This is a genomic window from Planomonospora parontospora, assembly GCA_014647935.1.
Classification (GTDB): domain Bacteria; phylum Actinomycetota; class Actinomycetes; order Streptosporangiales; family Streptosporangiaceae; genus Planomonospora; species Planomonospora parontospora.
In genome coordinates this window covers 92957-107578 of the sequence record BMQD01000014.1, presented here as the reverse complement: position 1 = coordinate 107578, position 14622 = coordinate 92957, and the positions used below count along the sequence as shown (strand labels likewise).

Sequence of the window (14622 nt, the reverse complement as noted above, 5' to 3'; positions counted from 1 at the left end):
CCGCGGAGCGGGAGCCCTCCCGGTCCTCCTGATCCCCGCCGGGTTCCTCACAGCAGGGCTCTGATCCCGGCGATCGCCTCCGCAGGGTCGGCTTCCGCCGATCCCGCCAGCTTCCGGGCGGCCCGGGCGATCTCCGGGTACGGCGGGCCGTACCCGGAGACCCGGGCGGCGCCGCGCTCGAGCAGCGCCGAGGCCCCGCGCCGGTTGCCCCGCTGGAGGTGGGTGAGGCCGACGCAGATCTGCGCCAGCCCCTGCCAGAGCTCGCGCTCGTCCGCCGGTCCGGTCTTCCAGCGGGCCTCCAGCACCTCGTGGGCGTGGAAGGGCCGGTTCTCGGCGAGCAGGCGGCGTGCCTCGGCGAGGGCTTCGGCCGCGTCCGGCGCGTAGTCGTCGGGGACGCGTTCCACGCCCTCGGCCCCGCGCGGCAGCGGGCGGCCGAACGCGTCGCGGGGGCGCTGGTTGCGCGCCCGGCCGTCCGGGTCGCGGTCGCGGGGGATCTCCGGTTCGGAGCCGCCACGGGGGGTCTCCGGTACAGAACCGTCGTGGGGAACCGGAGGTCCGGGATCGCGGGGACCCGCCGGACCGGGATCGGGGCCGGGGGCGTCGGGGGCGCGGTGGCGGGCGGTCACCGGTCGGGCTCCGGGTCGGACAGCCAGTCGATCAGCTCGGTGTCGAACTCGCCGGGCCGCTCCTCGTGCGGGAAGTGCCCGGCCCCCTCCACCAGGCGCCACCGGTAGGGGGCGACCACGTGGCGGCCGGAGCCCTGGGCGGTGCGCGGCAGCATCCGCCGGTCGAGCGCGCCGTGCAACTGCAGCGTGGGCGTCTCGATCCCGGTCCGCATGCTCCTGGCGTACCGCAGCCCGTCCGGGCGGAGCTGGGAGCGGGCGAACCAGCGGTGGTACTCCAGCGCGCAGTGGGCGACGTTGAGGATGCCGAAGGCCTCCCGGTAGGTCCGGGTCGCCTCCTCCTCCGGCCAGGCGGGTCCCGACCACTCGTCCAGCAGCCTGCCCACCAGGGCCGCGCCGCGGGCGGTCAGCCGCCGCTCGGGCAGGAACGGCAGCTGGAAGCCGAACGCGTGGGCGCTCGCCCGCAGCTGGCCGAAGGGGTCGGAGCGCAGCGCGGAGCGGAGCCGCAGCGGGTGCGGCGCCGAGACCGCCACCAGCCGCCGGACCGTCTTCGGGTCGAGCGCGGCCATCGTCCAGGCGACCAGGCCGCCCCAGTCGTGGCCGACGACGATCGCACCGGTCTCTCCCAGCGCGCGGATCAGGCCGGTCGCGTCGGCGGCCAGGGCCGGCAGGTCGTAGCCGCGCGGCGGCTTGTCGCTGGCGCCATAGCCGCGCAGGTCCACCGCGACGGCACGGTAGCCCGCCGCGGGCAGGGAGACGAGCTGGTGGCGCCAGCTCCACCAGAACTGGGGGAACCCGTGCAGCAGCAGCACCAGGGGGCCCTCACCGGCCTCCACGATGTGGAAGCGGGTGCCGCGGGCGTGCACGGAGCGATGCGTCCAGGGGCCCTCGATGAGGACCGCGGACTCGTCTGGTCGGCTCACTGGTCCGGTTTCACCGACTCTCGTGGAACGCCGGGCTTCCCGGCGGAGGGGGAGGAAGAGTGGACGGGGGCGACGGAGGAGCCGGAGAGCTCGCTCTCGCCGCTCTTGATGGTCTTCAGCGAGCGGAGCGTCCGCTTCATCCCGGTCAGGCCCTTGAGCCGCCGGACACCGACGAAGACCAGCAGGCCCGCCACGACCAGGTAGAAGAGGGTGACGGTCGCGAAGGCCCAGCCCTCCGCCCAGTCGAACACGCCCACCAGGGCGTAGGCGATGGCGAAGGAGGCGAGGATCAGGCACAGGTGGGCCATGAACGCCGCGGCGGCGAACAGTCCCGCCGCCAGGCCGACGCGCTTGGCGTCGAACCTCAGCTCGGCCTTGGCCAGTTCGATCTCGGCTCGGACCAGGGTGGAGATGTGGCTGCTGGCCGCGGCGACCAGCGAGCCCAGGGACTCCTCCTGCGGCTCCGCGGCCGGATTGTGCGTCATGAACGATCTCCTATCGAGCGCCGATGCCAACATCATCCTGCGCGTTGGGGTGTGCGCGCACGCGCGACTCGGGCAGAGCCGCCGTCGGCGGCGCGGCGGTGCGGTCCGTCGCGGGCACGTCCGCGGTCACCGTGTTCGACCTCTCCGGATCATCGCCGAAGGCGGGGCCTGCGATGGGCAGCGACACGGTGAAGCCGATCCCGGCCGGTGCCGGCGTCGCGGCCCCGTCCCGCCGGTGCGGCTCGTCGGAGGGGCCGGGCGATCCGGATCGTACGGGCGGCCGCGCCCCGCCGAAGACGCGGAGGAACCCTCCGGCGGCCGGCCGGCGGGTCCGGCGGGGGAGTGGTCCCGGCCGGGGGAGGGGTGCACACGGGTCATCGGATCGCGCGCTACCCCGGCGGCGGTCGTGTGAACGTCGCGGATCGTGTCGTCGGCGGTCCCGGCGCCGAGGGCCTCGTCCCCGAGGGCTCCGGTCGGCCGGCGGGCGCGCCGGCCGTGGTGGACGAGGTGGACGGCGGGCCGGAGCGGCGGGATCTCGGCGGTGCGGCACATAAGTCTTTCGGGAAGCGTGTTCGCGGAGGGCCTGTTCCCTCCCCGGCCGACCAGACTTCCCGGCACTCCTGGACACCAGCCTATACGGAGTCGATTAACCGGATATTTAGTGACAATCGGGTACGGCGCGGTGGGCGGGATCCCGGAGGCCCGCGCCCGCCGCGCCGGGACGGGTCCCCGGCGCGGTGGGGACCCGTCCCGGCGGGGTCAGTCCTCGCTCTTGGCGCTGGGCAGCTTCTCGGAGATGAGGTTCATCACCGTGCTGTCGGCCAGGGTGGTGACGTCGCCCACGCTGCGGTTCTCCGCCACGTCGCGGAGCAGGCGCCGCATGATCTTGCCCGAGCGGGTCTTCGGCAGCTCGGGGACGACCAGGATCTGCCGGGGCTTGGCGATCGGGCCGAGGGTCCTGGCCACGTGGGCGCGGAGCTCGGCCGCGATGTCCTCGCCCTCCTCGGCACCGCCGCGCAGGATCACGAACGAGACGATGGCCTGGCCGGTCACCGGGTCGGTCGCGCCCACCACGGCCGCCTCGGCGACCTTCGGGTGGGAGACCAGGGCCGACTCCACCTCGGTGGTGGAGATGTTGTGGCCCGAGACGAGCATGACGTCGTCGACGCGGCCCAGCAGCCAGATGTCGCCGTCCTCGTCCTTCTTGGCGCCGTCGCCCGCGAAGTACACGCCCTCGAAGCGGGACCAGTAGGTGTCGATGTAGCGCTGGTCGTCACCCCAGATGGTGCGGAGCATCGACGGCCACGGGTCGCGGATGGCGAGGTATCCGCCGCCGCCGTTGCCGACGCCGTTGCCCTGGTCGTCGACCACCTCGGCGGTGATGCCGGGCAGCGGGCGCATGGCGGCGCCGGGCTTGCCGCTGGTCACGCCGGGCAGCGGGCTGATCATGATGGCGCCGGTCTCGGTCTGCCACCAGGTGTCCACGACCGGGGTGCGGTTGCCGCCGATGTGCTCGCGGTACCAGACGTAGGCCTCGGGGTTGATCGGCTCGCCGACGCTGCCCAGGATCCGCAGGGACGACATGTCGTACTTGGCGGGGATGTCGTCGCCCCACTTCATGAACGTGCGGATCGCGGTCGGGGCGGTGTAGAGGATCGTGACCCCGTACTTCTGCACGATCTCCCAGAAGCGGCCGCGGTGCGGGGTGTCCGGGGTGCCCTCGTAGATGACGCTGGTGGCGCCGTTGGCGAGCGGTCCGTACACGATGTAGGAGTGCCCGGTCACCCAGCCGATGTCGGCGGTGCACCAGTAGACGTCGGTTTCGGGCTTGAGGTCGAAGACCGCGTGGTGGGTGTAGGCGGTCTGGGTCAGGTAGCCGCCGGTGGTGTGCAGGATGCCCTTCGGCCGGCCGGTCGTGCCGCTGGTGTAGAGGATGTAGAGCGGGTGCTCGGAGTCGTGCGGGACCGGGGCGTGCTCGGTGCTCTGGCGCTCCACCAGGTCGTGCCACCAGACGTCCTTGCCGGTCCAGTCCACCTCCTGACCGGTCCGGCGGACCACGAGCACGTGCTCGATGCCGGGGCACTCCTTGACCGCCTCGTCCACGGTCGGCTTGAGTGCGCTGGGCGCGCCGCGGCGGTAGCCGCCGTCGGCGGTGACCACGATCTTGGCGTCGGCGTCCTTGATCCGGCCGCTGAGCGCGGTGGCGGAGAAGCCGCCGAAGACGACGGAGTGGATCGCGCCGATGCGGGCGCAGGCGAGCATCGTGATCGGCAGCTCGGGGATCATCGGCATGTAGATCGCGACCCGGTCGCCCTTGCCGACGCCCAGCTCGGTCAGGGCGTTCGCCGCCTTGCCGACCTCCCGCTGGAGGTCGGCGTAGGTGATCGTGCGGGTGTCGCCCTCGGGCTCGCCCTCCCAGTGGTAGGCGATCCTGTCGCCGAGCCCCGCCTCGACGTGGCGGTCGACGCAGTTGTAGGCGACGTTCAGCTCACCGCCGACGAACCACTTGGCGAAGGGCGGGTTCCACTCCAGGGCGGTGTCCCAGCGCTTGGACCAGCTCAGCCGCTCGGCCTGCTTCTCCCAGAACGCCAGCCGGTCGGCCTCCGCCTCGGTGTAGGCCTGCTCGGTCACGTTCGCGGCCGCGGCCAGTCCGGCGGGAGGAGCGAACCGCCGGGTCTCGCTCAGCAGGTTCGACAGCGTCTCCTGGGGCTCACGCGGTTCGGAACCAGGGGTCTCCGGGGCCACTACGCACTCCTTACTCGTACTGCTCATCGGCTTCGGGTGTGTCCCACTTCACCAGGGTGGAGCCGTCCGCCACAAGAGGTCTAGACAGGTCTGTACCAAGCGGATGCAGGGGCCATCCTGGTTCATATGGGCTCAGAGGTGGATAAGAGGGTCCGTGGAAGCGGTCGATCCCGACCCTAGGAACGGAGGGCGCGGCGTTCCACAGGCTCCGCCGGGGTGCTGCGCCGGATGGCGCCATATGTTCGGTGAACGGTCCGGCACCGCTTCCCGGCGGCGGGCGCATGGCGGGGTCGGCGGCTTGTTGACCGGCCGGTAGGGTCGGGAACCGTGAGCGACCCATTGGCTGTCATCGCCGAGCTGCCGGGAGTGCCCGAGGCCGTGGCCGACGTGCGCAAGGCCGTGGACCGGCTCTACGGGCACCGCGTGCTGCGGCGCAAGAGCCCGGAGGTGTCGGCCCGGTCGGCCCTGCGCGGAGCCCGCGCGTCCGCCGCGCTGGAGGGGGCGGACATCCCCCTGGAGGCGATCCCGGAGACGACCGATCCCGTCGTCCAGGGCGCGCTGCGCGTCTCGGCCGAGCTCGGCGGGCTCGGCCGTACCTGGCGCACGGCGCCGCGGCAGGTGCTGGCCAGGCTGCACACCCTGGCCGCGGCCGGCCTCACCGAGGACCTCGGCCGGCCCAGGACCGCCGAGACCGCGCCGGACCCGCTCGGGGTGGGCGCCGCGCCGGGGGCCGAGGCGACGGTGGCCCGGGTGGACGGGCTGGTCGGCCTGGTGACCGCCGACTCCAAGGCGCCGGCCCTGGTGCTGGCCGCCATCGTGCACGCGGAGCTGGCCGTGCTGCGGCCGTTCGGCACGGCGGACGGGATCGTCGCGCGGGCGGCGGAGCGGCTGACGCTGGTGGAGTTCGGGCTGGACCCCAAGTCGCTGGCGGCGGTGGAGCTGGGCCACCTGGAACTCGGGCCCGCCTACGGGGAGGGCCTGCGGGCCTACCTGACCGGCACCCCCGAAGGGATCACGGCCTGGGTACGGCACTGCGCCGCGGCGGTCACGCTCGGGGTGCGCGAGGCCACGGCGATCTGCGAGGCCATGCAGCGGGGCTGATCCGGACGGGCCCGGCGCGGTGGAACGGGTGCCGGATCCGCCGCGGGGCCGACACGGGGCCGGCGCGGGGCCGACACGGTGGGCGGGCTGCGGATCGGTGCGGGCGGCCGGTGCGGAGAGGCCCGGCCGCCGAGATCGCGGACATGGGGGTGAAAAGCGGACGGCGCCCCTTTGCGGGGGCGCCGTCGCCGGCACGTCTCACCTGGTTACCAAGCGTGCACCTGTATTCGTCGAAACGGGGCAAGCCCGGGTCGACGCGCCTCCCGCGGCTGGTCGCGCGTGGGTACCTGGTGGCCGTGCGCGGACACTGGGTCCGTGAAACCTTTGTATGACGGATTCCGGCTGATGGGAACCCCTGGAACCAAGACCTTTACGGATTCTGGAATGTCCGGGACGAACCATCCTGAATACTTCGGAGGAGCCCGGGGCGGGGGAGGGGCCCTGCCCTGAAAGAGGATCGGTGCTCCACTGGTGATCACTCTCCGTGATCACCAGGCGGTCGGCGAGTGGTCGGCGAGGAAGGGCTCCACCGCTTCCGGCCTCGCCCTCGGATCGTCCATGCGGGGGCGGTCGGATAAAACCGGAGATTTCTCCTCGACGGGGCCGGAGAGCATGGGGCACGATACGGTTGTCTCCCTCTGGGCCGGAGCGATACGTGTGATCGGCTCTGCGGCGCCCTTGCCAGGACAGGTCGGCTGCTGAAAGCTTTCCCCTGAAACGGGACCGGCTCTACCCCCCCCCAGAGCCGGACCGCTCGGCGACCCCCGCCATCCCCCCCCCGGCGGGGGTCGCCCCTTTTCCAGGGCGTTCTCCACGGTTCCGGGGCGTTCTCCACAGGCGATGACGGGTGCCGGACCGTCGTCCACAGAGCGGGGTTCGGAAGCTCGGGAGGAGCGGGTTCCCCTGGAAGGTGGGTCTCCCACCTTCCAGGGAGGCATCTTGGACCGCCCGCTGGTCATCACCGAGGACCACGACCTGCTCGACGACCTGCTGCGCGTCGCCGCGGCCGCCGGAGCGGAGCTCGACGTCGCGCACGTGCCCGCGCACGCCCGGCCCTACTGGAGCCGCGCCCCGATGGTCGTCGTCGGCAGCGACGTGGCCGACGCCATGGCGGCGACCGGGCCGCCGTCCCGGCACCGGGTCATGCTGGTCACGCGCGATCCCGGAGATCCCGACACCTGGCGCAAGTGCGTCGCGGTGGGCGCCCAGGCCGTGCTGGAACTCCCCGCGGCCGAGCGGCGGCTGGCCGACGAGTTCGCCGACGTCGCAGAGCCCGCCACGAGAGCCGGGCAGGTCGTCTGCGTCATCGGTGGGCGCGGCGGGGCCGGAGCCAGCGTGCTCGCCGCCGGACTCGCCCTGACCTCGGCTCGCAGGCGCCGGCGGACCCTCCTCGTCGACGCCGACCCCCTCGGCGGCGGGCTCGACCTCCTGCTCGGCCAGGAGGAGGCCGAGGGCGCCCGCTGGTCCGACCTGGTCGCCAGAGAGGGCAGGGTCAGCTTCACCGCCCTCCAGGCGGCCCTGCCCACCTTCTCCGATCTGACCCTGCTCTCCTTCCATCGGGGCGAGGCCGAGCCCATCCCGGCCGAGGCGATGCGCTCGGTCCTCGACGCGGGTCAGCGCGGATTCGACCTCGTGGTCGTCGACCTCCCGCGCGCCCCCGATCCGGCCGCGGTGGAGGCTCTGAGCCGGGCGGTCACCGCGCTGCTGGTCGTCACCGCGGACGTGCGCGGCGTCCTCGCCGCGGCCCAGGTGCTCTCGGGGATCCGCGGGCACACCGGGGAGATCCGGGCGGTCGTCCGGAGCGGGGTCCTGGAGGACGAGGTGGTCACCACCTCCCTCGGCACGCCGTGTGCCGGGAGCCTGCCGGACCAGCCCCGGCTCATGACCGCGCTGAACCGGGGGGACACCCCGCCGATCGGCCGGCGGACCGCCCTCGGCCGGTTCTGCCGGACGTTCCTGGACTCGCTGGACGCCCTGGCCGGGGCCCGTACGGCCGGAGCCGGGACGTGAGCCGGGCCCCGCTCACCCCCGCGGCCTCACCCGAACTGGTCGAGGCGGTCCGGATACGCCTGGCCCGGACCGGCGTCGAGCCCAGCGCCGCGCACGTCACCGCCGCGCTCCGGGCCGAACGGGCGACACTGGGCGACGCCGAGATCCTGGCCGTGGCCAGGGCCCTCTGCGCGGACCTGATCGGAGCCGGTCCGCTGGAACCGCTGCTGGCCGAGCCGGAGGTGACCGACGTGCTGGTGAACGGCCCGCGCGAGGTGTGGATCGACGACGGCGGCGGCCTGCGCCGGACCCAGGTCGCCTTCCCCGACGAGGAGGCGGTCCGCAGGCTCGCGCAACGGCTGGCGTCGGCCGCGGGCCGCCGCCTCGACGACGCCTGCCCCTACGCGGACGCCAGGCTGGCCGGCGGAGTCCGGCTCCACGCCGTGCTGCCTCCGGTGGCCCCAGGCGGCACCTGTCTGTCCCTGAGGCTCCCGCCGCGACGCACGTTCACCCTCTCCGACCTCCTCGAGGCCGGGACGATCGGGCCCGATGCGGTCCCGGTGCTCACCGCGATGATCGAGTCCCGGCTCGCCTTCCTGGTCTCGGGCGGCACGGGCACGGGGAAGACGACCTTGCTGTCCGCGCTGCTCTCCCTGGCGGATCACGGTGACCGCCTGCTCCTGGTCGAGGACTCCGCGGAGCTGCGGCCCGCGCACCCCCACGTCGTGCGCCTGGAGTCGCGTCCGCCCAACATCGAGGGCGCCGGAGGCGTCGGCCTGCGTGACCTGGTCCGCCAGGCGCTGCGGATGCGCCCCGACCGCCTCGTCGTCGGCGAGGTGCGCGGAGCGGAGGTCGTCGACCTCCTGGCCGCGCTGAACACCGGTCACGAAGGAGGCTGCGGCACGCTGCACGCCAACACGGCGGCCGACGTCCCCTCCCGGCTGGAGGCCCTCGCCTGTGCGGCGGGTCTCAGCAGAGAGGCGGTCCACAGCCAGATCGCCGCGGCGCTGGACGCCGTCGTCCACCTTGTCCGCGACCGTGCCGGCGGCCGCCGCCGGGTGGCGGAGATATGCATGATGACGCGTCATCCGTCGGGCCTGGTCCAGGCCGAACCGGCGCTCACCTTCACTCCCGGCGGCCGGGTGGTCCACGGTCCGGGGCTGCCCGCCCTGACGGCCCGTGTCCCCGGCGCCCTCCTCCGGCGGTGAGCGCGGACATGACCGCCGTCCTGACCGCAGCCGCTCTGCTCCTCGCAGGAGCGGCCGCCTGGTTGTGGACGGGGCCGGATCCGGCGGCCGCCCGGCTACGGCGTCTACGGTGCCCACCGGGCCCCCTGCGGTACGGCCCGGCCGGGCCCGGCTCGTCCCCGAGGTGGCCGGCCCGCCGCTCCCGGCCGTCCCGGAGAGCGGCGGCCTGGCGGGCGGCGTCTCTGGAACTCTGCCAGGGACTGGCCGCCGAACTCGCCGCCGGCCGGACCGCGCACGAAGCGCTGATCCGGGTTGGGGCGGCCGTGGAGTTCCCCGATCCGATGGCGCTCCGCTCCCTGATCGCGGCGGCGCGGGACGGCGGTGACGTTCCGGAGGCCCTGTTGGCCGCCGCGCCGGAACGGGGAGGAGAAGGGCTCAGGAGACTGGCCGCCTGCTGGCGGGCGGGGGTGACCGTCGGCGGAGGGCTCGTCGTCCTCGTCGACCGGGTGGCGGTCTCCCTGAGAGAGGCCGAAGCCCATCGCCAGGACGTCGCGGCCCAGCTCGCCGGTCCGCGGGCGACGGCCCGGCTGCTCGCCGGACTCCCGGTCCTGGGCCTGTCGATGGCGGCGGGGCTGGGCATGCGTCCCCTCGACTTCCTGTTCGGCGGTCCGGCGGGAGCGGCCTGCCTGGTGGTCGGCATCGCTCTCGACGGCTGCGGTCTGTGGTGGACCCGCCGTCTCGTCACCCGCGCCGAACGCGCCTGAGCCTCCGCTGCGGGCAAGAAAGGGGAAGGGAACACATGAACGCTCTGCCGTCGGGGACGCTGACCGCCGTGCTCACCGGAGCCGCGGTCTGGATGTGGACGTCGCCCGCTGATCCGGTCCGCCGGCTCCGGCGGGCACGTCCGGGCCCCTCGCTCCCGGAGCACGCCCCCGGGGGCGTGCTCCGTCTTCCCAGGAACGGACCCGGGGGTGCCGGGCGGTCCGGGGCAGCGGCGGAGAGCACCGGCGGGAGGCCGTCGAGCCGAGGTGAGACCGTGATCGCGGTCGCCGTCGCGCTGGTGGTCTTCCTGGTGTTGGGGGGCGTGCCGGGGGCCGTGGCGGGAGGTGCGGGTGCCGTGGCCGTGCTGCTGGTCCTGCGGAGACGGGAGGGGCCGGCGCAGTGCCGGGAGCGGGACCGGATCACGGCCGACCTGCCGTTCGCGGCCGATCTCATGGTGGCCTGCCTGCGTGCGGGCCAGCCCATCACCGGTGCTCTCGAGGTGACCGTGCAGGCGGTCGGCGGGCCGCTCGGGGACCGTCTGGCACGGGTGAGCGGCCGGCTGAGGCTGGGAGCCGCACCGGAGCATGCCTGGCTCGCCCTGGCGGCCGATCGCGCGCTCGCTCCACTCGCCCGGACCATGAGCCGGGCGGCGCTCAGCGGCGCCCCGGTGGCCGACGTGCTGACGCGGGCCGCCGACGACTCCAGACACGCGGCCCGGGCGGCGTCGTCGGCCGCCGCGCGTCGGGTGGGGATCCAAGTGGTCGCACCGCTGGGCCTCTGCTTCCTGCCCGCCTTCGTCCTTCTCGGCATCGTCCCGGTCGTCGCCGGTCTCGCCGGCGAGATCGTCATCCCCTGAGTTATCCACAGGGATGACGTGCTCGCGGAGTGCTTTTCCACAGAACTCCGCTCTTGTCCACAGGGTGATGTGAATATCGCGGAACCTGGGGTGACCGATGCCGCGATGGAAGGCACGGTTTCACATCCTCAGGAGGAAACGATGACCGGATCGAGCACCGATGGTCTCCGGCACGCGTTGGTGAGGTGGTGGGAGCGACGCTCCTCGCTGATCACCGGCCCGGGCGGGGAGCGTGGCATGTCCACCGCCGAATACGCCGTCGGCACCATCGCCGCCTGCGCGTTCGCAGCCCTTCTCTTCAAGGTCGTGACGAGTCCGGAGGTGCAGGAGATGATCAGGGCCCTCATCGACCGGGCGCTGAACACCACGGGACAGGGGGCTCAGGCTTGAGGGCCGGATCATCCGGATCGGAGGCGACCGGGCGAAGGCTCCGGTCCGGAGGCCCGGGTCTCCGCGCCGGAGGCGACCGGTGATCCCGGTGGGCCGCCCAGGCGCCCCGTGTTCCTCGCGGGGGTCGGTGACGGCGGAGACCGCGGCGGCGCTGCCGGCCCTGATGGTGGTCCTCGCCGCAGGGCTGTGGGCGATCGCCGTGGTCGGAGCCCAGTTGGAGTGCGTGGACGCGGCCCGGGCGGGGGCACGGGCCGCGTCCAGGGGCGAAACGATCGAGCAGGTGCGGAGCGGCGTTCTGTCGGCCGCCCCGGACGGGGCGCGGGCGGAGGTGAGCCGCGACGCCGAGCGCGTGCGAGTGGAGGTGCGGGCCGGTGTGAGGCCCCGGTGGGGGCTCTCTCTGCCGGAGGTGACCGTTCGCGCGATCGCGGTCTCCGCGACCGAGCCGGGGGCGGGGACCGCGGCCTCCACCGTCGAGTCCGGGACGGGACGGGCTGACCCGCCCGCGGGACAGGGTCCGTCCTCAAGGTGGTCGGGTCCGCCTGTGGGGGATAGGCCGGATGCCTTCCCGTCCGGAAACCGGAGCCCCGGCATCGGAGGCGGTTGGTGACTCCTCCGCTCCCCGGAGGGGGCGGCTTCTCGCTTTCCTCTGCCGAGGTAGGCGACGGACAAGCCCTGCCCGTTTCAAGCAGAAAAACCATAACGGGGAAGCGATTCCCCTGCCGGGTGGACTCGGCAGTCCCCTCGCTGGATCTGACGGAGAGGGAACTGCCGTCGGTGGTGGATCCACGGGAGCGCGGTTCGGCGACGGTCTGGACCGTCGCGGTCATGGCGGTGATCTTCACGCTGGCGGTGACGGTGGTGCTCATCGGGACGGCCAGGGTGGCGCGGCACCGTGCGCAGACCGCGGCCGATCTCGGAGCGCTCGCCGCCGCGCGGTTCGCCTTCACCGAGCCCGGCCGGGGGTGTGCTGAGGCGGCTTCGCTGGCGGCCGCGAACGGGGCCAGGCTCCTGCGGTGCTCCACCGGCGCCGACGGCATCGCGGACGTCCAGGTCGCGGTGGGGTTCTCGCTTCCGGTCGCAGGAGGCCGGGAGGCCTCGGCCAGGGCTCGCGCCGGCCCCGTGCACATCACCGACCGGGCCGGGTGAGGCCTGGCGCTGAAACACAGGTCCGGGGCTCGGTGAAGTCGCGATCGAATCACAACTTCTTGGACTCATCGTCCAAAAGCCGGAAAGCTCACGTAACGTTCTACTTACCTCACGTCCATGTCGTCTCGCGTCCAGCTCTACAAAGGGCGGCCGCGGTGCGGCCCCCGACGAAGGGAAACGTCGTGACGACGGTTCGCAGCCTGGTCACCGCGGCGGTGATCGCTCCGATCGTGTCCGTCTCCGCGATGCTCGCCGCGGCGGGCCCCGCCCATGCCAAGGCGAGCCTGGACATGCCGTCACGGGTCACCTCGGACCGGAAGGTGACGATCTCGGGCCGGGTCGACCTGGTCTTCGACGCCGTGCTCTACGTCAACGGCAGGCAGGTCGCGAAGGGAGACCGGCGTGTCTCCTACGCCTGGGATCCCCGCAGGCGTCCGAACGGCCGCTACGCCATCAGGCTCGTCGAACGAGGCAAGCTGCTGGGCGGGAGATGGGACGAGACGTCCCGGACGCTGACCCAGTCCGTTCCTCCGCGCGCACCCGGCGGGGTGGGCGTCCGGCTGCGGGGCGACCGGGCCGTGCTCACCTGGAGCCGGGGGGTCGAGCCCGATCTCCGAGGCTACGAGATCTTCAGCAGCCGGACCGGCAGGGTCGGCGCCGTGGGGGCGAGCGGTGCGTGCCGCGGGGGCTCGTGCAGGGTGACCCTGGTGCTTCCCGCCAAGGCCGCGGGCAAGCGGATCGGGTTCACGGTGCGGGCGATCCGGAGCGACGGCAGCGGCGGCACCCTCGTCTCGGGCCGGTCGGCCGTCGCGGCGGTGCGCGTCCCCGTCCCCAGGGCCCGGGAACGCGCCCGCTCCGCAGGAGACGAAGGGCACCCGCATGACGCGGGCGCCCGGCAGGAGGGCCGGAACCGCGGAGAGGACGATCTCCGGTCCGGTGTCGAGAGTCTTCCCCGGCTGCCGCAGAAGGACACGCCGACGAGCCGGGCCCGGCCTGCGGAGACCGTCTCCGACGGGGGATCCGGGTCCCGGGAGGGCGGGGACGGCACGGGGCCGGGCACCGGTGACGGTGGGACAGGGAGCGGTACGGGGTCGGACACGGTCTCCGAGGCGGCCGGTTCCGGAGCGGCCGGCGCCGGCACAGCGGGGAAGGAGGGGGAAGGGGGCGGGACGGGAAGGGCCGGTTCGGAGGCGGCGGAGACCACGTCCGGCGGCAGCGCGGACGTCACCGGTCGGCCCGAGCCGGCGACGGGCGGAACGGCCGGCCTGGGGCTTCTCATCGCCGGCGGAATGCTCCTGCTGCTCCTCGGCGCACACGGCGGTGCGTGGGTTCGCCGCAGGTGGCTGACCGGCCGGGCCGGTGGACGTGCGACCGGTGGATCCGGGGAAGGCATGACCACCACGGTCCTGAACGCAGGTGCCGTTCCGGGTCGGGACGGCGTTTCGCGTGGTGGTGCCACTGGTGCCGCTTCGCGTGGTGGCACCGTGCCGGATGGAGGCGACACCTCGCGGGGCGGATCCGTTTCGGGGAGCACCGACACGCGCGGTGGTGCCGCCCTCCGCAGCGACGGCGCCGGGGAGGCTCGGCGCCCGGCCACCGGAAAGGCGCCGGGACCACCCCGTCGCCCCGCGGTCATCCTCGCGGTGGTCCGGATGCCGTACTCCCGACGACCGGCAGGAGGCCCCGCAACCGCATGCCCGGTGACCCGGTCCTTCACGGGGGAGGGCGGTAAGACACCGGATACGGCATCACCCGGTGAGGACGGTTCCTTCGGAGTGCGGCCGGGCGAGGACGGTTCCTCCGGGGTGCGGCCGGGCGTGCCCGTGGAAGCCGGGCAGGCGATGTCCGCTGAAGCCGGCCGGACCGAACATGCGGCCCGGCCGGAGGAGAGCGGCACGGCGGCGGAGACCCCGCACGCCCGTTTCGAATCGACGGGCTCCACCCTGCCCGCGGCGGCGCCGGCTCCCGAGATCGGCAGCGTCACCGCTGTGGCGGTCCGGAGCGGCCGAGGCCGGTGGGACGGCTACCTGCCGCCCGCACCCCGGTCGATCGAGGACAGCGGGTTCTGGGAACGGCCCCAACCCGGAGCGAAGGACTTCTGGGCGGAGGACCGGGAGGAGGACCTGGAGGAGAACGAGCGCGACTCCGGTGCGCCCGGCGGGTCCCGTTCCGGCAGGCTCCGCTCCAGAGGCGGAGCGCGGTCTTGAACGGCGCCGCCCCGTGGCCGTCCCGGGACGGCCACGGACCTCGGCCCCGACGGTGGTGGAGCGCGGTCTTGAACGGCGCCGCCGTGTGGTCGTCCCGGGACGGCACCGGGACCCCGGTTCCGAATCCGGGGATCCGTCTCGGGGACTCCTCCAGTGGATCCCCGCCGGATCCCGGTGGGGCCGCTGCGGACTCACCCTGCGGGCCGGG

At 73.8% G+C, this 14622-nt stretch carries 13 protein-coding genes; 9 read left to right on the top strand and 4 right to left on the bottom strand.

The window, feature by feature from the left end; translation table 11 throughout:
- Nucleotides 1-47: 47 nt before the first annotated feature.
- The 4 genes from IEZ07_RS21990 to acs form a co-directional block, all read right to left on the bottom strand.
- A complete protein-coding gene (locus tag IEZ07_RS21990) occupies nucleotides 48-626 on the bottom strand; it encodes a DUF309 domain-containing protein (RefSeq protein WP_373868871.1) in 579 nt (192 codons plus the stop codon).
- Nucleotides 623-1546, bottom strand: a complete 924-nt coding sequence (locus IEZ07_RS21985; protein ID WP_191896451.1) for an alpha/beta fold hydrolase — start codon at nucleotides 1544-1546, stop codon at nucleotides 623-625. Before IEZ07_RS21985 ends, IEZ07_RS21990 begins: the two co-directional genes overlap by 4 nt.
- Complete coding sequence (locus IEZ07_RS21980; RefSeq protein ID WP_191896450.1) at nucleotides 1543-2031, bottom strand: phage holin family protein; 489 nt, start codon at nucleotides 2029-2031, stop codon at nucleotides 1543-1545. The genes IEZ07_RS21985 and IEZ07_RS21980 overlap by 4 nt, the downstream gene beginning before the upstream one ends.
- A gap of 759 nt (nucleotides 2032-2790) precedes the next feature.
- Entirely contained in the window at nucleotides 2791-4776 is a 1986-nt protein-coding gene (gene acs, locus IEZ07_RS21975) for an acetate--CoA ligase (RefSeq protein WP_191896449.1), read from the bottom strand.
- A 327-nt stretch (nucleotides 4777-5103) separates the two neighbouring features.
- Here acs and IEZ07_RS21970 point away from each other — a divergent pair, with 327 nt between their 5' ends.
- The 9 genes from IEZ07_RS21970 to IEZ07_RS21935 all read left to right on the top strand — a co-directional run bounded on the left by IEZ07_RS21970 (nucleotide 5104) and on the right by IEZ07_RS21935 (nucleotide 14414).
- A complete protein-coding gene (locus IEZ07_RS21970; protein WP_191896448.1) occupies nucleotides 5104-5877 on the top strand; it encodes a Fic family protein in 774 nt (257 codons plus the stop codon).
- Nucleotides 5878-6816: 939 nt separating this feature from the next.
- Entirely contained in the window at nucleotides 6817-7887 is a 1071-nt protein-coding gene (ssd, locus tag IEZ07_RS21965; protein WP_191896447.1) for a septum site-determining protein Ssd, read from the top strand.
- Complete coding sequence (locus IEZ07_RS21960; protein WP_191896446.1) at nucleotides 7884-9074, top strand: TadA family conjugal transfer-associated ATPase; 1191 nt, start codon at nucleotides 7884-7886, stop codon at nucleotides 9072-9074. The genes ssd and IEZ07_RS21960 overlap by 4 nt, the downstream gene beginning before the upstream one ends.
- Before the next feature lie 8 nt (nucleotides 9075-9082).
- A complete protein-coding gene (locus IEZ07_RS21955; protein WP_239320606.1) occupies nucleotides 9083-9817 on the top strand; it encodes a type II secretion system F family protein in 735 nt (244 codons plus the stop codon).
- Nucleotides 9818-10089: 272 nt separating this feature from the next.
- Nucleotides 10090-10671: a type II secretion system F family protein gene (locus IEZ07_RS21950; protein ID WP_191896445.1), complete on the top strand. Its 582-nt coding sequence runs from the start codon at nucleotides 10090-10092 to the stop codon at nucleotides 10669-10671.
- A 105-nt stretch (nucleotides 10672-10776) separates the two neighbouring features.
- Nucleotides 10777-11061, top strand: a complete 285-nt coding sequence (locus IEZ07_RS36330; protein ID WP_373868873.1) for a DUF4244 domain-containing protein — start codon at nucleotides 10777-10779, stop codon at nucleotides 11059-11061.
- A 79-nt stretch (nucleotides 11062-11140) separates the two neighbouring features.
- Nucleotides 11141-11668 (top strand): TadE family type IV pilus minor pilin, encoded by a 528-nt coding sequence (locus IEZ07_RS35860; protein WP_307729032.1) that lies wholly within the window; start codon nucleotides 11141-11143, stop codon nucleotides 11666-11668.
- A 167-nt stretch (nucleotides 11669-11835) separates the two neighbouring features.
- Nucleotides 11836-12207, top strand: a complete 372-nt coding sequence (locus tag IEZ07_RS21940) for an Rv3654c family TadE-like protein (protein WP_239320592.1) — start codon at nucleotides 11836-11838, stop codon at nucleotides 12205-12207.
- Between the two features lie 182 nt (nucleotides 12208-12389).
- Nucleotides 12390-14414 (top strand): hypothetical protein, encoded by a 2025-nt coding sequence (locus IEZ07_RS21935; protein WP_191896444.1) that lies wholly within the window; start codon nucleotides 12390-12392, stop codon nucleotides 14412-14414.
- Nucleotides 14415-14622 lie beyond the last annotated feature (208 nt).

Excerpts from the sequence above, each read along its gene's own strand:
- IEZ07_RS21980 (WP_191896450.1), bottom strand. The coding sequence starts at position 2,031 with ATGACGCACAATCCGGCCGCGGAGCCGCAGGAGGAGTCCCTGGGCTCG.
- IEZ07_RS21955 (WP_239320606.1), top strand. The coding sequence starts at position 9,083 with ATGACCGCCGTCCTGACCGCAGCCGCTCTGCTCCTCGCAGGAGCGGCC.
- IEZ07_RS36330 (WP_373868873.1), top strand. The coding sequence starts at position 10,777 with ATGGAAGGCACGGTTTCACATCCTCAGGAGGAAACGATGACCGGATCG.